Here is a 16,711-nt window from a genome sequence, read left to right on the forward strand (position 1 = left end):
GCCCGGGACGGAAGCCGGCAGGGCGGTCGCGGCCCGGGTCAGTGGTGGAAGCCCGTCGCCGCGTCCTTGTCCCGCGTCGTCGGGTTCGGCTGCAGGCGCAGCTCCGGCAGCAGCCGCTCCAGGTCCTCGACGAACAGCTGGGCCAGATCGGAGGAGAAGCCGTTGCGGCACACCACCCGCAGCACGGACAGATCCTCACGGTTGGCGGGGAAGGTGTACGCGGGCAGCAGCCAGCCCCGCTCCCGCATGCGCCGGGACACGTCGAAGACGTCGTACGCCGTGACGTCCGGGGCGGTGGTGAAGGCGAACACCGGCAACTCGTCGCCCCGGGTGAGCAGCCGGAAGTCGTCGAGGGCCCCGATCCGCTCGGCGAGCCCCCGGGCGACGTCCCGCGTCGTCTGCTGGACGGCCCGGTAACCCTCGCGGCCGAGGCGCAGGAAGGTGTAGTACTGCGCCACCACCTGGGCTCCGGGGCGGGAGAAGTTGAGCGCGAAGGTCGGCATGTCGCCGCCCAGGTAGTTCACGCGGAAGACCAGCTCCTCCGGCAGCTCGGCGGCCGAGCGCCACAGCGCCCAGCCGACGCCCGGGTAGACCAGCCCGTACTTGTGCCCCGAGGTGTTGATGGAGGCGACGCGCGGCAGTCGGAAGTCCCACTCCAGGTCCTCGTCGATGAAAGGGGCGACCATCGCGCCGGACGCCCCGTCCACGTGGACGGGGATGTCCAGGCCCGTGCGCCCTTGCAACGCGTCCAGCGCGGCGCAGAGTTCGGCGATCGGCTCGTACGACCCGTCGAAGGTGGAGCCGAGGACGCCGACGACACCGATGGTGTTCTCGTCGCACAGCTCGGCGGCCGCCTGCGGGTCGAGATGGAAACGGTCGCCCTCCATGGCCACGAGGCGCGGCTCGACCTCCCAGAAGTTGCAGAACTTGTCCCAGCAGACCTGGACGTTGACACCCATGACGAGGTTCGGGCGGGCTCCCGGATACCGGTCGGCGTTCCGCTTGGCCCAGCGGCGCTTGAGCGCCATGCCCGCGAGCATGCACGCCTCGCTCGACCCCGTCGTCGAGCAGCCCACGGCGGCGGCCGGATCCGGCGCGTTCCACAGATCGGCGAGCATCGCCACGCACCGGCGCTCCAGCTCGGCCGTGCGCGGATACTCGTCCTTGTCGATCATGTTCTTGTCCCGGCACTCGCCGAGCAGCACGTCCGCCTGCGGTTCCATCCAGGTGGTGACGAAGGTCGCGAGGTTCAGTCGGGAGTTGCCGTCCAGCATCAGCTCGTCGTGCACCAGCTGATAGGCGGTGGAGGGCGCCAGAGGCCCGTCCGGCAGCCGGTGCTGGGGCGGGGCCTCGGTCATGCCGCCGATCGGATTCGCCTCCCCGTAGAAGGGGTTGACGGTCACGGGACGCTCGTCGGGCTTCGCGGGGCCTTTGTGGAGCGGCATGATGCCTCCGGTCCTCGGGGTCGGGGCCTCCATGGTGAGCCACCACCCCGTCATAAGCGGGTAAAACCGACATGGCGCCCGATGGATTTCCGGCTTGCACCTCACGCGACGTGAGGCACCAGCCTGAGGTGCGTACCGAAAAGGAGGGAGCGGAGACCATGAGCTACTCCGTGGGACAGGTCGCCGGATTCGCCGCGGTGACGGTGCGGACGTTGCACCACTACGACGAGATCGGGCTGCTCGCACCGAGCGGGCGCAGCCACGCGGGCCATCGGCGCTACAGCGACGCCGACCTCGACCGGCTGCAGCAGATCCTGTTCTACCGGGAGCTGGGGTTTCCGCTCGACGAGGTCGCGGCCCTGCTCGACGATCCGCAGACGGACCCGCGCGCGCACCTGCGCCGCCAGCACGACCTGCTGACCGCCCGGATCGAGAAGCTGCAGAAGATGGCCACGGCCGTGGAGCAGGCCATGGAGGCACGCACGATGGGAATCAACCTCACACCCGAGGAGAAGTTCGAGGTCTTCGGCGACAAGGACCCCGACGAGCACGCGGAGGAGGCCGAGCGCCGCTGGGGCGGCACGGAGGCGTACGCGGAGTCGCAGCGGCGCGCCGCCCGCTACACCAAGGACGACTGGAAGCGGATGCAGGCCGAGGTCGCCTCCTGGGGCGAGCGCTACGACGCCCTCATGGAGGCCGGTGAGCCCGCCACGGGGGAGCGGGCCATGGACATGGCCGAGGAGCACCGGCAGCACATCGGGCAGTGGTTCTACCACTGCTCGTACGAGATGCACCGGTGCCTGGGTGAGATGTACGTGTCGGACGAGCGGTTCAAGGCGTTCTACGACTCCACCCGCCCCGGGCTGGCCGAGCACCTGAGGGAGGCCATCACGGCGAACGCGGCACGGCACGAGGACCGGAGGTAAGCCGCGAGCGGCGGCTCGCACGGCATCCGCCCGCGGGTGCTCGCATTCCCTCCGCCCGCGGGTAAGGGGCGTCCGCAATGGCGGGCGCCCCTTACCCGTACTCACCGGTAGGTCGCGCTATTCCTTGACCATCACCACGGCCGTGCCGTACGCGCACACCTCCGTGCCCACGTCCGACGCCTCGGTCACGTCGAAACGGAACGCCAGCACGCCGTTGGCGCCCCGGGCCCGTGCCTGTTCGACGAGCCGTTCCATCGCCTGGTTGCGGGTCTCCACCAGTGTCTTGGTGAGGCCCTTCAGCTCGCCGCCGATCATCGACTTCAGTCCCGCGCCGATCTGACTGCCCAGATGCCTGGAGCGGACGGTCAGCCCGAAGACCTCCCCGATGACCTGTTCGACCCGGTAGCCGGGTGCGTCGTTCGTCGTCAGGACCAGGACGTCGGGCTGGGGTCCCTGACCGCCGCCGTATTCTTCGATACCCATGGCTCACAGCTTTGTCCCAGACGGGGCACAGTGCATCCTGTAGGAGTCGGTGGAACCTGGTCACATCTTGCCGCGTTGATAACTTTGGTCGGCCACACCTTCGCCGACCGCCGTATCCACCACCCTTCAGGAGCCCGGAACAGTGACGACGACGCTTGCTCTCGGCCCAAGTTGGTTGGATCCGGACTACCTGCTCGACTCGTTCGGCATCTGGGGCCTGCTCCTGATCGTCTTCGCGGAGTCGGGCCTGCTCATCGGCTTCTTCCTGCCGGGCGACTCGCTGCTGTTCACGGCGGGTCTGCTGATCACCTCGGGGCAGCTGGACTTCCCGCTGTGGGCCGCCATCCTCCTGATCTGCGTCGCCGCGATCGTCGGCGACCAGGTGGGTTACATGTTCGGCAAGAAGGTCGGCCCGTCGCTCTTCACCCGCCCGGACTCCCGCCTCTTCAAACAGGAGAACGTGGTCAAGGCCCACGAGTTCTTCGAGAAGCACGGCCCGAAGTCCCTGGTCCTGGCCCGCTTCGTGCCCATCGTGCGCACGTTCACGCCGATCATCGCCGGCGTCAGCGGCATGAAGTACCGCTCGTTCCTGATCTTCAACGTGGTCGGTGGCATCCTCTGGGGCGCGGGCGTCACGCTGCTCGGCTCCTGGCTCGGTCAGATCGACTTCGTGCAGAAGCACATCGAGGCGATCCTGCTCCTGATCGTCTTCATCTCGGTGGTCCCGATCATCATCGAGTTCATGCGGGCCCGGAGTCAGTCCAAGAAGAACCCGCAGGAGCCCCAGGCCCAGTCCCAGGGCGCCCACGTTCCCCCGGCGGGCCCCGCCATGGACGACCACACGGCCCAGCTCCGCCGCGTGCCGCCGGCCGACCAGAACGGCCAGAACGGCCAGGACCAGCAGTACGGCGGTCATGACCAGGGCTACGGCAACCAGGGTCAGCAGTACGGGAACGAGGGTCAGCAGTACGGGAACCAGGGCCAGCAGTACGGGAACCAGGGTCAGGGTTACAACAACCAGGGTCAGCAGTACGGCGATCAGGGTCAGGGCTACGGCAACCAGGGCCAGCAGTACGGCAACCCGGGCCAGGGCTACGGCGATCAGGGTCAGCAGTACGGCGATCAGGGTCAGGGCTACGGCAACCAGGACCAGCAGTACGGCAACCAGGGCCAGGATCACTACCAGCAGCACCAGCAGCACCAGCAGCACCAGCAGCACCAGCAGCACCAGCAGCAGCAACAGCACCAGCAGCAGCAACAGCCGTCGGCGTACGGCTCGGACCAGAACCACGGCAATCCGCAGAACCAGCCCTACGCGCCGCAGTACCCCCAGGGATACGGGCAGGACCAGCAGCAGTACCCCGAGGACCAGCAGTACCCGCAGGGACAACAGCAGCAGGGGCGGCAGCCCTATCCGTACGGCCAGGACCGTCCCCGGAACTGACCCCGGCGGAACCCGCGCCCTTCGGAGGCGCGGGGACCGGCGTGACCGGCCCACGACGGCCGCCGGCCGCAGGACGACGGCCGTCAACCCCGCGCAGTTCCCCGCGGTTCGGACCCCCGCGGCTCAGAACCCGCGCGTCCGCTTCGCGGCACGCCGCGCACCGGCGGTGGCGCCGGGCACGCGCAGAATCAGCCGTGAGATCTCGGACCCCAGGTTCATCCCGATCGCGATGGCCATCGCGAGCGCGGCCGCCTTGGTGAGCGACACCAGCCCCTCGTCCACGTTGTTCTGCGCGATGGCGAGCAGCCCGAAGTAGGTGGCCGAGCCGGGCAGCAGCGGCCCGATCGCGGCGGTCGTGTACGGGAGCGCGGAAGCGAACCGGTAGCGCGACAGAAGCTGTCCGAAGAGCCCCACGAGACCGGCCGCCACGGCCGTCGAGGCGACCGGCGAGATCTCGCCCGCGTAGTGCATCGCCCCGTACACGCTCCACGCCACGCCCCCGTTGAGGGTCACGATCAGCACGGTGGATCGTTCCTGCTGGAGCAGCACCGCGAAGGTGAACGTCAGGAGCATCGACGCGCCGATCTGCCAGTACGGCCGCTCGGCGGACTGCAGAGCCGCGTCCGGATTGAGCTCGGCGCCCAGCGCCACGCCGAAGTACAGGACGACGAGGACCCCGATGACGATGCCGACGTAGAAGTACATGACCTCCAGGAGCCGGGCCGCCGCGGTGATGTAGTAACCGGTCAGTCCGTCCTGCACGCCCGCCACCAGGGCCCGCCCGGGCAGCAGCGCGAACAGCCCGCCGGTGATCACCGCGGACGCCCGCACGTCGACGTGCGCGACCGTGAGCGCGGCGCCCATCGCGGCGGCCGGCATCGCGGCCACCGTGAACTGGTAGAACTCCGGCAGCCCGCGCCCGGCGCACAGCCACGCCAGCCGGTCGCCCAGCATCGCGCCGACGGCCGCCGCGACGAACACGATCAGGTCACCGCCGACGAGCACGGAGGCCGCACCCGCGAGCAGCCCGGTGGCCGTGGTCAGCGCCCAGCCGTTGTACGGGTGCCGGTTACGGCGGATCTCGGCGAGCCGCCGGTAGGCCTCCTCGAGGGAGACCTCCGTCTCGTCGTCGCTGATGTCGTCGACGAGCCGGTACACGGCGGAGAGACGCGTGTAGTCCGTTCCCCGGCGCCGTACGGTCCGCGAGGCGGTCACCGGATCCTCGACCAGTGACGGCTGGTACGAGATGGACAGCAGGGTGAAGGTGACTCCCGGCTCGCAGCGGTCGAGACCGTAGGAGCGGCAGACGGCGAACATCGCCGCCTCCACGTCCTCGGCGCCCTCGCCGCCCGCAAGCAGCAACTCGCCGATACGCAGGGTCAGGTCGAGGACGCGCGGCACGGCCGGGCCCTCGTCCTCGGACTTCTGCACCGTCTCGGGGACGGGCCGCTCGGCGACCGGCATGCGCAGCATCGTGCGCATCCGGTCCTGCCAGGGTGCGTCCTTCGTGAGATCGACCCGAGGTATGCCTGCCGGCGGGGTGAAGGCGGGCGGCGCGTGCCTGGAGCTGTACGTCCGGGGCATGCTGAACGCCGACCCCTCCGACTCGGCGGCGGGCGTCTGCAGGACGCCGAACCCCTTGGGCAGGGCGAACTCGGACGTCGTCGACGACTCCTCCTCGACCTGCGGGGCCTGCGCCACCACACCGCTCGGCGGAATGAAGGCGCTGCGCGCCTCGTCCGACTGCGGCTTGCGGTCTTCCGCCTCCGGCTCCGTCACCCACTACTCCCGAATCGCACCTCCAGTACGCCCCAGTATGCGCACTGACAGACGAACGGGCCGCGTGACCCCGTCGGGGTCACGCGGCCCGCAGGCCACAGAGAGTCAGTGCCCGCCCTGCTCCTTGGCACGCTTGTACGACCGCTCGATCTCGGCCTCGGCGTCCGTACGGCCCACCCAGTTGGCGCCCTCGACGGACTTGCCGGGCTCCAGGTCCTTGTAGACCTCGAAGAAGTGCTGGATCTCCAGCCGGTCGAACTCCGACACGTGGTGGATGTCCCGCAGGTGCTCCACCCGCGGGTCGTGCGCGGGCACGCACAGCAGCTTGTCGTCGCCGCCGGCCTCGTCCGTCATACGGAACATACCGATGGTGCGGCACTGGATGAGGCAACCCGGGAAGGTCGGCTCGTCCAGGATGACCAGCGCGTCCAGCGGGTCTCCGTCCTCGCCGAGAGTGTTCTCGACGAAGCCGTAGTCGGCCGGGTAACTGGTCGAGGTGAAGAGGCGACGGTCCAGACGGATCCGACCGGTCTCGTGGTCCACCTCGTACTTGTTCCGTGAACCCTTCGGAATCTCGATCGTGACGTCGAACTCCACCGGTGGCTCCTCCATGATCAGCACATAGTTCTGGTGGTTAAGTGTCCCTCACGCAGGTGTGTGATCGCGAAAGGGGCTGGTGGTCGTGCCGGAGCTGAGGGCCTGGCGGGCCGCGAGACCGCATGTGGTGCGGGTCGCGCGATCCGTGAGACCGCAACTCGTACGGGCCGCGGGAGTCGTGAAGCCACCACTCACGCGGGCCGCAGGAGCCGTGAAACCGCTGGTCAAGCGGCCGTCGACCGTGCAGTTCACGACGGGTGCCGCCACCCTCGGACTCGTCGTGGCCGCCACCGTGGTCACCGCGGCCGGGCCCTGGGACTCCACCGGTCAGCGTACGGCGGAGCGCGACTGGGCCGCATCGCGGGAGCGCGCAGGTGGCGCAGATCACGGCCATGTGTCCGGTACGTCCGGAAAGGCGCCGGCGCCCGCGCCCAGTGCCCGTTCCGTGCTCGCCGGGCTGGGCGGCGCGGTGGGCGCCGCGCCCTCCCCCACCCCGAAGGCCCTCGCGGACGTCCTCGATCCGCTGCTCGCCGACGCCTCGCTGGGTTCGGACCGTTCGGCCGCCGTCGTCGACCTGGCCACCGGCGAGCGCCTGTACGGCAAGGGCGCGGACGACGCGCTGACCCCGGCCTCCACCACGAAGATCGCCACGGCCGTCGCGGCGCTCACCGCGGCCGGCGCGGACCACCGCATCGCGACCCGCACGGTCCTGGAACCCGGCAAGGGCAAGGTCGTCCTCGTCGGCGGCGGCGATCCCACGCTGACCGCCCGCAAGGACGCGAACGGCAACGCGAGCCTGCGCACCCTCGCCGACGACACGGCCCGCGCCCTCAAGTCCCGCAAGACCGACGAGGTGACGCTCTCGTACGACACCTCGCTCTACGAGGGTCCCGTCGTGCACCCCATCGGGCCCGACAACGACAACGTCGCCCCGGTCACCGCCCTGATGGTCGACGAGGGCCGCCTCGACGACTCCACCAGCGGCACCGCTGACCGCAGTGACGATCCTGCGGCCGAGGCGGCGAAGAGGTTCGCGGACCTGCTGGGCGACCGCGGCATCAAGACCGCGCCTCCCGGCCCCGCCGAGGCGAGCGACCGCGCCAAGGCCCTCGCCACGGTGAAGTCCCCGCCCCTGTCCGCACTGGTCGAACGCATGCTGACCAGCAGCGACAACGACATCGCCGAGGCCCTCGCCCGCCAGACCGCCCTGGCCTCCGGTGAGCCGGCGAGCTTCAAGGGCGGCGGCGCGGCGACCCGTGAGCAGCTGAAGAAGCTCGAAATGCCCCTCAAGGGCGTGGAATTCGCCGACGGCAGTGGCCTGGACCGCGCCGACAAGCTCACCACGGGCCTGCTCACCGCCCTGCTGGCCGAGGCCGCCGACCCGGCCCGCCCCGCCCTCCGCCCGGTCCTCACCGGCCTCCCCGTGGCCGGCTTCACCGGCACCCTCAGCAAGCGCTACACCGACCAGGCCGGCACCGGCGTCGTACGCGCCAAGACGGGCACCCTGACCGGCGTGCACGCCCTCGCGGGCACCGTGGTCGACGCCGAGGGCCGCCTGCTGGCCTTCGCCTTCCTGACCGCCTCCGACCCGCCCACGGACGCGGTGACGACCCAGCGGGGCCTGGACCGCCTGGCATCGACACTGGCGTCCTGCGGCTGCGACTGACGCCCCCTGGAAGGGCGCCCCTTCAGGGGGCGCGCGCGCAACCGCGCGACCGGCCGCGGCGGACCCGCACGTGACCCGTGAGCGTGCCCCTGCGGTCCACTCCCTGCCCCAAGCGGCAGCGCTCACGTACGGTTGACTGCATGACGAGCATCGGTGGTGCGGAGATGGTCGACTGGAACCTCGCGGTGGCGACCGCGACCCGGTTGGTACGGCCGGGCCCGGAGGTGAGCCGCGACGAGGCCAGGGCTGTCGTCGCCGAGCTGCGCCGGCACGCCAAGGCGTCGGAGGAGCACGTCCGCGGCTTCACGCGGATGGGCGGCGACGACCTCCATGACACCCCGGTCCTCGTGGTCGACCGCCCGGGCTGGGTCCGGGCGAACGTCGCAGGGTTCCGGGAGATCCTCAAGCCGCTGCTCGACAAGATGCAGGAACGTCGCGGCAGCACCCCGGGCGGAGCCGTCCTCGGCGCCGTCGGCGGCAAGGTCACCGGCGTCGAGCTGGGCATGCTGCTGTCCTTCCTGTCCTCCAGGGTCCTCGGTCAGTACGAGACCTTCGCCCCGGCCACACGGGACCTGCCGGCGGGCGGCCCTCCCGGCTCACCGAGCGGTGGCGGCAGGCTTCTCCTGGTGGCACCGAACATCGTGCACGTGGAGCGCGAACTCGACGTCCAGCCTCACGACTTCCGGCTCTGGGTCTGCCTCCACGAGGAGACCCACCGCACGCAGTTCACGGCCGTGCCCTGGCTGCGCGACCACCTCGAGGGCGAAATCCAGTCTTTCTTGGCGGAGACCGAGGTCGACCCCATGACCGTCCTGGAGCGCGTCCGCGAGGCCGCCCAGTCCCTCGCCGGCAGCCGCCCCGAGGGCGAGGAGGGCGAAGAGGGACGCTCCCTCGTCGAAATCGTGCAGACCCCCGCCCAGCGCGAGATCCTCGGCCGGCTCACCGCGGTGATGTCCCTCCTGGAGGGACACGCCGACTTCGTGATGGACGGCGTCGGCCCGTCGGTGGTCCCGTCCGTCGCCGAGATCCGCGAGAAGTTCCAGCAGCGTCGAGCCCGCGGCGCCTCCCGCCTCGACCTCGCCCTGCGCAAGCTGCTGGGCCTCGACGCGAAGCTGCGCCAGTACCGGGACGGCGAACGTTTCGTACGGGCCGTCGTGAACGAGGTGGGCATGGACGGCTTCAACCGCGTGTGGACCTCGCCGAACACGCTTCCCACCAAGTCGGAGATCTCCAAACCGGCGGACTGGGTCGCGCGGGTGCACCGTAAGGCAGAGTCGTGAATTGATTCCGGCCGACGGCAGGTGAACGCCCCTCCAATCACCCGTCCGAGGGACCGTGAGGCATGGGTAGGCGTGCAATGCTCGGGGAACGGCCCGGTTCTGTCACCATCGACACACTCTGAGTGACCGACCTCGGGCTCACCCCCCGACAATTTCATGAAGGGAACCGGACATGGGTCCCCATCCTGCGGTCGCGGCGATACGCCTGGCGGTCCGCCGCGTACTCCATGACGTCCTCACCGACCACGCCCCCGACACGCCCTCGCGCGCGCCGCTCGTGCTCGTCGCGTGCTCCGGCGGCGCCGACTCCATGGCGCTCGCCTCCGCCCTCGCCTTCGAAGCACCCAAGCTCGGCGTCCGCGCCGGCGGCATCACCGTGGACCACGGCCTGCAGTCCGGGTCCGACCTGCGCGCCGACGAGGTCGTCCTGCGCCTCACCGAACTCGGCCTGGCCCCCGCCGAGTCCGTCGCGGTCACGGTCGGCCGTGACGGCGGCCCCGAGGCCGCCGCCCGCGACGCCCGGTACGCCGCGCTGGACGCCGCCGCCGAGCGGCACGGCGCCGCCGCGGTCCTGCTCGGCCACACCCGCGACGACCAAGCCGAAACCGTCCTGCTCGGCCTCGCCCGCGGCTCCGGCACCCGCTCCCTGTCCGGCATGGCCGCCGTCTCCGGAGGGCCCGGCGCCGCCCGCCGCTACCGCCGCCCCTTCCTGCACCTCGACCGGCAGACCGCCCGCAAGGCCTGCATGGCACAGTCCCTGCCCGTCTGGGACGACCCGCACAACGCCGACCCGGCGTACACCCGTTCCCGGCTGCGTCACGAGGGCCTGCCCGCCCTGGAGAAGGCGCTCGGCAAGGGTGTCGTCGAAGCCCTCGCCCGTACGGCCCAGCTGTCCCGCGACGACGCCGACGCCCTCGACGCGTGGGCCGGTCAGGCCGAGGCCTCCGTACGCGACGCGGGGGGTCTCCTGGAGTGCGCCAAGCTCTACGCCCTGCCGCCCGCCGTGCGCCGCCGCATCCTGCGCCGCGCCGCCATCGAGGCCGGGGCCCCCGCCGGTTCGCTGTTCGCCCGGCACATCGAGGAGATCGACCGGCTGATCACCGGCTGGCGCGGCCAGGGAGCCATCAACCTCCCGGGCAAGGTCGTCGCCCAGCGGCAGGGTGGCAGACTGGTGATTCGGCAAGGCTGAAAGAGGGTCGCCCTTCGGGCGGCGACTCCCCCGGAGGGCAACCCCTTCGGGGAGCGGCCCCTCTTAGCGGAGGGCCGGGAAGCAGCCGGTGGGACGACCGAAAGTGATGCGGGTGGACGCGAAAGACCTGGGCACCGACCTCAAGTCGGTGCTCATCACCAAGGAAGAGATCGACGCGAAGCTGGCGGAGCTGGCCGCGAAGATCGACGCGGAGTACGCGGGCAAGGACCTGCTGATCGTCGGTGTCCTCAAGGGCGCGGTGATGGTCATGGCGGACCTGGCGCGGGCCCTGTCCACCCCCGTCACCATGGACTGGATGGCCGTGTCCTCGTACGGCGCGGGCACCCAGTCCTCCGGGGTGGTGCGGATCCTGAAGGACCTCGACACCGACATCAAGGGCAAGCACGTCCTGATCGTCGAGGACATCATCGACTCCGGCCTGACGCTGTCCTGGCTGATCTCCAACCTCGGCTCCCGCGAGCCCGCGTCCCTCAAGGTGTGCACGCTGCTGCGCAAGCCCGAGGCCGCGAAGGTCGCGATCGACGTGGAGTGGGTCGGCTTCGACATCCCGAACGAATTCGTCATCGGGTACGGCCTCGACTACGCGGAGAAGTACCGGAACCTGCCGTTCGTCGGGACGCTCGCGCCGCATGTCTACGGCGGCTGAGGCACCCTGGACGGGTGACGTCCGCTGACAGGGGCCCAACCCCTGTAGGACGACCGGGAACCCCAGCGGGTTTCCCGCCGTTGGAGCATACGTAGACGGGTTTGTCAGCCGGACCGTGCAGCTTCGGGTGACAATGCTGGGGTACCGTCCGAAGAACAGTCTTATCAAACTCACTATGGCAGGAGGGACGGGGCGACACCGCTCCGTATGGATGGACGTGAAGCGATACTTCCGTGGGCCGGTCATGTGGATCGTGCTGGCCGTCCTTGCCGTGGTCGTGTTGATGCAGGTCGTCGGCTCGTCCGGCGGCTACAAGACGGTGGACACCGGCCAGGTCGTCCAGGCGATCAGTGACAACAAGGTCCAGCAGGCCAAGATCACCACCGGCGACGAGCAGATCATCAAGGTCGAGCTCAAGGACGGCGAAAAGATCGAGGGCAGCTCGAAGATCCAGGCGAGCTACATCGGCGACCAGGGTGTGAACCTGGCCACCACCCTCCAGACCAAGTACCAGGACAAGCAGATTCCGGACGGCTACACGGTCTCGCCGACCAAGCAGAACGCCTTCGTCGGCATCCTGCTGTCGCTGCTCCCCTTCGTCCTGATCGTCGTCGTCTTCCTGTTCCTGATGAATCAGATGCAGGGCGGCGGCTCCCGGGTCATGAACTTCGGGAAGTCCAAGGCGAAGCTCATCACCAAGGACACCCCGAAGACGACGTTCGCCGATGTGGCGGGCTCGGACGAGGCGGTCGAGGAGCTCCACGAGATCAAGGAGTTCCTCCAGGAGCCGGCGAAGTTCCAGGCCGTCGGCGCCAAGATCCCCAAGGGCGTGCTTCTGTACGGGCCTCCCGGTACGGGCAAGACGCTGCTCGCGCGTGCTGTCGCGGGCGAGGCGGGCGTCCCCTTCTACTCGATCTCGGGTTCCGACTTCGTCGAGATGTTCGTCGGTGTCGGTGCCTCCCGAGTCCGTGACCTGTTCGAGCAGGCCAAGGCGAACGCCCCGGCGATCGTCTTCGTGGACGAGATCGACGCGGTCGGCCGTCACCGCGGTGCCGGTATGGGCGGCGGTCACGACGAGCGAGAGCAGACGCTGAACCAGCTGCTCGTCGAGATGGACGGCTTCGACGTCAAGGGCGGTGTGATCCTCATCGCCGCGACGAACCGCCCGGACATCCTCGACCCGGCTCTCCTGCGCCCCGGCCGTTTCGACCGCCAGATCGCGGTCGACCGCCCGGACATGCAGGGCCGTCTGGAGATCCTCAAGGTCCACCAGAAGGGCAAGCCGGTCGCTCCGGACGTCGACCTGGGGGCTGTCGCGCGTCGTACGCCCGGCTTCACGGGCGCGGACCTGTCGAACGTGCTGAACGAGGCCGCGCTGCTCACCGCGCGCGGGAACATGAAGCTCATCGACAACAACATGCTCGACGAGGCGATCGACCGTGTGGTCGCGGGCCCGCAGAAGCGGACCCGGATCATGTCGGACAAGGAGAAGAAGATCACCGCGTACCACGAGGGCGGACACGCCCTGGTCGCGGCGGCCTCACCGAACTCCGACCCGGTCCACAAGATCACGATCCTCTCCAGAGGGCGTGCGCTGGGCTACACGATGGTCCTGCCGGACGAGGACAAGTACTCCACGACCCGCAACGAGATGCTCGACCAGCTGGCGTACATGCTGGGCGGGCGTGCGGCCGAGGAGCTCGTCTTCCACGACCCGACCACGGGTGCCGCGAACGACATCGAGAAGGCCACTGCCACGGCCCGCGCGATGGTCACGCAGTACGGCATGACCGAGCGTCTCGGCGCGATCAAGTTCGGCGGCGACAACACCGAGCCCTTCCTGGGCCGGGAGATGTCGCACCCGCGCGAGTACTCGGAAGAGGTCGCCGCGCTCGTCGACGAAGAGGTCAAGAAGCTCATCGAGAACGCGCACAACGAGGCCTGGGAGATCCTGGTCGAGAACCGCGACGTGCTCGATGCGCTGGTGCTCCAGCTACTGGAGAAGGAGACGCTGAGCAAGGCGCAGATCGCCGAGATCTTCGCTCCCCTCGTCAAGCGTCCGGCCCGTCCCGCGTGGACCGGCTCCTCCCGCCGGACGCCGTCCACCCGCCCGCCGGTGCTCTCCCCCAGGGAGCTGGCACTGACGAACGGGACGAACGGTGCCAGCCCCGCGATCACCACGAAGTCCACCGCAACCGCGGAGGCCTCCCCGGTGACCGAGACGGCCCCCGAGGACCGCACCGAGAGCTGAAAAATCCGGCCCCGGTGGTTCTCACCAGGCCCGGAATGCATGCCGCGCCCCCCAGGTTCTAGCCTGGGGGGCGCGGCATCTTCGTATGCCCGACTGCGAGACGCGTGGTCCACACGCGTGAGAGGCACAGAAACGAGGCACCAGATGACCGACCCCGTGACGCTGGACGGAGAGGGCAGGATCGGCGACTTCGACGAGAAGCGCGCCGAGAACGCCGTGCGCGAACTGCTGATCGCGGTCGGCGAGGACCCGGACCGTGAGGGCCTGCGGGAGACGCCGGGGCGGGTGGCCCGGGCGTACCGGGAGATCTTCGCGGGGTTGTGGCAGGCACCTGAGGACGTCCTGACGACGACGTTCGATCTCGGCCACGACGAGATGATCCTGGTGAAGGACATCGAGGTGTTCTCGACCTGTGAGCACCATCTGGTGCCCTTCAGGGGCGTCGCGCACGTCGGCTACATCCCGAGCACGTCCGGCAAGATCACGGGACTGTCCAAGCTGGCCCGTCTCGTGGACGTCTTCGCCCGGCGGCCGCAGGTGCAGGAACGGCTCACCACGCAGGTCGCCGAGTCGCTGATGGAGATGCTGGAGCCGCGCGGCGTGATCGTCGTGGTGGAGTGCGAGCACATGTGCATGTCGATGCGGGGGATCCGCAAGCCGGGGGCCAAGACCATAACGTCGGCCGTGCGGGGGCAACTGCGCGACGCTGCCACCCGTAATGAGGCCATGAGCCTCATCATGGCGCGGTGACGCGGTGACGCGGTGACGCCGTGACGCTCGGCTGAGGGCGTCCTCGTAGGTGCCGTGCGTCGACGGCCGCGGGTTCGTCGTGGCCGGGCGCGCCGTTCCCCGCGCCCCTTCGGGCGCGGGCCTGCGCCTACGCCGCCGGGGCCGGGCTGCCGTTCGTGTCGTCGTCCTCCGGGAGCTTGCAGACACGCTCCAGGAAGAAGGCGGCCGCTATGACGGCGATGCCCGCCAGGACCGAGAAGCCGGCGTAGACGGCCTGGTCGCGGCGGGCGGGGATGTCGAGGAACTCCAGGAGGAAGGCGCCCGTGCCGCCGTACATCCCGGCGACGAGGGCGGCGACCAGGGCGCTCGCCTGACCGAAGACGACCGCGCGGGCGGCCATCATGGGGTCAACTCCCTTGGCGCCGGGCCGGCGCTCGCGCTGGGCCTTCAGACGGGCCCGGAGGGAGAGCGCCGTGGCCAGCAGGACCACGGCGATCAGAGCCAGGACGACGGGGGCCGCGAGGGGGACCCGGGGGAGCGTACCCACCGAGTTCCACAGGCGGGCACCTGCCCAGGACAGCACCCCGGCCACGAGGAACACCGCGGCCAGCGTCCTGATGCGCAGCTCTTTCACTCAGTTCCTCTCACGATTGCGTGTCCCGGTCCACGGCGGGCCGGTCCGAGAACCCCGGGGGCCCGGGGCTCCAAGGAAGACGCGGTTTCTTCGAGCCTTCGGCCGACCGCCCGTGTGCGTCTTGACCTTAACGACTATTCGGGCAGCTGGAGTTCCAGGTCGGCCCGGGGCGCGACACCGTCCCGGGGGACCGCGGCGAGCAGCTGTGCCACGGGGCCGTGGCCGGGCAGCTGGGCCTCGGGGTCGACGTCGTGCCAGGGGGCGAGGACGAAGGCGCGCTCGTGGGCGTGCGGGTGGGGGAGGGTCAGGGCCGGATCGTCCGAGACCACGTCCGCGTACGCCACGATGTCGACGTCGATCGTGCGGGGTCCCCAGCGCTCGTCCCGGACCCGGTGGAAGGCCTCCTCGACCGCGTGGGCCCGCTCCAGGAGCGACGAGGGCGGGAGGGTCGTCCTGAGGACGACCACCGCGTTGAAGTACGACGGCTGGCTGCCCGGGGCCACGCCCCACGGCTCCGTCTCGTACACCGGGGAGACCGCTTTGACGCGGACGCCGGGGGTGTCCTCCAGGGCGTCGACGGCGCCCTGGAGGGTCTCCAGGCGGTTGCCCAGGTTCGAGCCCAGGGAGAGGACGGCGCGCCTGGGGTTCTGCAGGGTCGTGTCGGCGGCGTCCACGCGCTCCACCACCGAGGCGGGCACCGGCTGTACGGTCGGGTCGCTCTGGCCCCCGGTGAACGCGGTCATGCTCGGCTCCGGGTGATGGTGACGGTCACGTCGTCGAAGGGGACCGTGATCGGGGCGTCCGGCTTGTGGACGCACACCTCGACCTCCTGGACCCCGTCGTGCTTCAGGCACGTCTGGGCGATGCGCTCGGCGAGCGTCTCGATGAGGTTCACCGGCTCGCCCTCGACGACGGCCACGACCTCCTCCGCCACGATGCCGTAGTGCGCGGTCTTGGTGAGGTCGTCGTCGGCCGCCGCCGGGCGGATGTCCAGGCCCAGCGTGATGTCCACGATGAAGGTCTGGCCCTCTTCGCGTTCCTTGGGGAAGACACCGTGGTGCCCACGGGCCCTGAGGCCGCGCAGCGCGACACGATCCACGCGAATCACTCCTGAAATCGTCGGTGGGGGCCGGTCCGTACGGTGTGCGGGCGGTACACCGGCCTCGAACGAATCTACCCGCGGACACTGACAGGGCCGGGCACGGGGCCCGTGTCCACGCGATGGCCCGGCGGGTGCGCCGGACGTTTCCCGACAGGACGCACGGCGTGCACCGAACGCTCCGGCCGGCGTGCCCCGACGACGTCCGGGCCTCGGCCCGTCGACGTTCCCCGTCGCGTGTCCGTGGCCGCCGTCACGATCACCAACGTACTACGGCGAGGACCGGTACCAAGGCCCGCCGTCACGCCCCGGCCGCGGCCCGGACCGTGACTCCGCCCGGCCGTCCGGATCAACGAGCTCTCCGATCCGGGGCGGGCCTCGCGGCGGCGGTCACCGCTCGCGCCGCCCCGTCGGGAGGCGGCACCGGTACGCATACCCGTATACGCGCGTCGAACCGTGCGGCGGCGAAGTGATCGTCGGGGCGGGACACCCGTCCCGGGCGGCCCGGGGTGTCCGGCGCGG

The 16,711-nt window shown here is 70.2% G+C and carries 15 protein-coding genes; 8 read left to right on the forward strand and 7 right to left on the reverse strand.

Features of this window, described 5'->3' with window-relative positions; all coding sequences use genetic code 11:
- Positions 1 to 38: 38 nt before the first annotated feature.
- Positions 39 to 1,445, reverse strand: a complete 1,407-nt coding sequence (gene gad / locus O1Q96_RS03700) for a glutamate decarboxylase (protein ID WP_269246834.1) — start codon at positions 1,443 to 1,445, stop codon at positions 39 to 41.
- A 158-nt stretch (positions 1,446 to 1,603) separates the two neighbouring features.
- Here gad and O1Q96_RS03705 point away from each other — a divergent pair, with 158 nt between their 5' ends.
- Positions 1,604 to 2,371, forward strand: a complete 768-nt coding sequence (locus tag O1Q96_RS03705) for a MerR family transcriptional regulator (RefSeq protein ID WP_269246835.1) — start codon at positions 1,604 to 1,606, stop codon at positions 2,369 to 2,371.
- A 117-nt stretch (positions 2,372 to 2,488) separates the two neighbouring features.
- Here O1Q96_RS03705 and O1Q96_RS03710 read toward each other — a convergent pair whose 3' ends face one another.
- Positions 2,489 to 2,854, reverse strand: coding sequence for a YbjQ family protein (locus O1Q96_RS03710; RefSeq protein WP_269246836.1), 366 nt, complete (start codon positions 2,852 to 2,854; stop codon positions 2,489 to 2,491).
- Between the two features lie 142 nt (positions 2,855 to 2,996).
- On the opposite strand from O1Q96_RS03710, the gene O1Q96_RS44420 reads away from it, so the two are divergent.
- Positions 2,997 to 4,298, forward strand: a complete 1,302-nt coding sequence (locus tag O1Q96_RS44420) for a DedA family protein (protein WP_419586419.1) — start codon at positions 2,997 to 2,999, stop codon at positions 4,296 to 4,298.
- Positions 4,299 to 4,421: 123 nt separating this feature from the next.
- Here the strand turns inward: O1Q96_RS44420 and O1Q96_RS03720 are convergent, their stop codons facing one another.
- Both O1Q96_RS03720 and O1Q96_RS03725 read right to left on the reverse strand, forming a co-directional pair.
- Positions 4,422 to 6,077 (reverse strand): threonine/serine exporter family protein, encoded by a 1,656-nt coding sequence (locus tag O1Q96_RS03720; RefSeq protein WP_269246837.1) that lies wholly within the window; start codon positions 6,075 to 6,077, stop codon positions 4,422 to 4,424.
- Between the two features lie 105 nt (positions 6,078 to 6,182).
- The gene (locus O1Q96_RS03725) at positions 6,183 to 6,674 is read right to left on the reverse strand and encodes an inorganic diphosphatase (protein WP_055610781.1); all 492 of its coding nucleotides are present in this window, start codon (positions 6,672 to 6,674) and stop codon (positions 6,183 to 6,185) included.
- A gap of 79 nt (positions 6,675 to 6,753) precedes the next feature.
- Here O1Q96_RS03725 and dacB point away from each other — a divergent pair, with 79 nt between their 5' ends.
- The 6 genes from dacB to folE all read left to right on the forward strand — a co-directional run bounded on the left by dacB (position 6,754) and on the right by folE (position 14,477).
- Positions 6,754 to 8,340 (forward strand): D-alanyl-D-alanine carboxypeptidase/D-alanyl-D-alanine endopeptidase, encoded by a 1,587-nt coding sequence (gene dacB, locus O1Q96_RS03730; protein ID WP_269246838.1) that lies wholly within the window; start codon positions 6,754 to 6,756, stop codon positions 8,338 to 8,340.
- A 140-nt stretch (positions 8,341 to 8,480) separates the two neighbouring features.
- Complete coding sequence (locus O1Q96_RS03735) at positions 8,481 to 9,620, forward strand: zinc-dependent metalloprotease (protein ID WP_269246839.1); 1,140 nt, start codon at positions 8,481 to 8,483, stop codon at positions 9,618 to 9,620.
- Positions 9,621 to 9,792: 172 nt separating this feature from the next.
- A complete protein-coding gene (gene tilS / locus O1Q96_RS03740; RefSeq protein ID WP_217458915.1) occupies positions 9,793 to 10,809 on the forward strand; it encodes a tRNA lysidine(34) synthetase TilS in 1,017 nt (338 codons plus the stop codon).
- A gap of 106 nt (positions 10,810 to 10,915) precedes the next feature.
- Complete coding sequence (gene hpt, locus O1Q96_RS03745) at positions 10,916 to 11,476, forward strand: hypoxanthine phosphoribosyltransferase (RefSeq protein ID WP_151477812.1); 561 nt, start codon at positions 10,916 to 10,918, stop codon at positions 11,474 to 11,476.
- 211 nt (positions 11,477 to 11,687) lie between these two features.
- Positions 11,688 to 13,727 carry an ATP-dependent zinc metalloprotease FtsH gene (gene ftsH / locus O1Q96_RS03750; RefSeq protein WP_269246840.1) on the forward strand — a complete coding sequence of 680 codons (2,040 nt, stop codon included), beginning with the start codon at positions 11,688 to 11,690 and terminating at the stop codon, positions 13,725 to 13,727.
- A gap of 144 nt (positions 13,728 to 13,871) precedes the next feature.
- Positions 13,872 to 14,477: a GTP cyclohydrolase I FolE gene (gene folE / locus O1Q96_RS03755; RefSeq protein WP_269246841.1), complete on the forward strand. Its 606-nt coding sequence runs from the start codon at positions 13,872 to 13,874 to the stop codon at positions 14,475 to 14,477.
- 127 nt (positions 14,478 to 14,604) lie between these two features.
- Here the strand turns inward: folE and O1Q96_RS03760 are convergent, their stop codons facing one another.
- From O1Q96_RS03760 to folB, 3 genes are all read right to left on the reverse strand, one after another.
- On the reverse strand, positions 14,605 to 15,090 hold the full coding sequence (locus O1Q96_RS03760; protein WP_269246842.1) for a DUF3180 domain-containing protein: 486 nt from the start codon (positions 15,088 to 15,090) through the stop codon (positions 14,605 to 14,607).
- Between the two features lie 134 nt (positions 15,091 to 15,224).
- Complete coding sequence (gene folK, locus O1Q96_RS03765) at positions 15,225 to 15,833, reverse strand: 2-amino-4-hydroxy-6-hydroxymethyldihydropteridine diphosphokinase (RefSeq protein WP_269246843.1); 609 nt, start codon at positions 15,831 to 15,833, stop codon at positions 15,225 to 15,227.
- A complete protein-coding gene (gene folB / locus O1Q96_RS03770) occupies positions 15,830 to 16,189 on the reverse strand; it encodes a dihydroneopterin aldolase (protein ID WP_217458910.1) in 360 nt (119 codons plus the stop codon). Before folB ends, folK begins: the two co-directional genes overlap by 4 nt.
- Positions 16,190 to 16,711 lie beyond the last annotated feature (522 nt).

It is taken from the genome of Streptomyces aurantiacus (assembly GCF_027107535.1).
Lineage (GTDB): Bacteria > Actinomycetota > Actinomycetes > Streptomycetales > Streptomycetaceae > Streptomyces.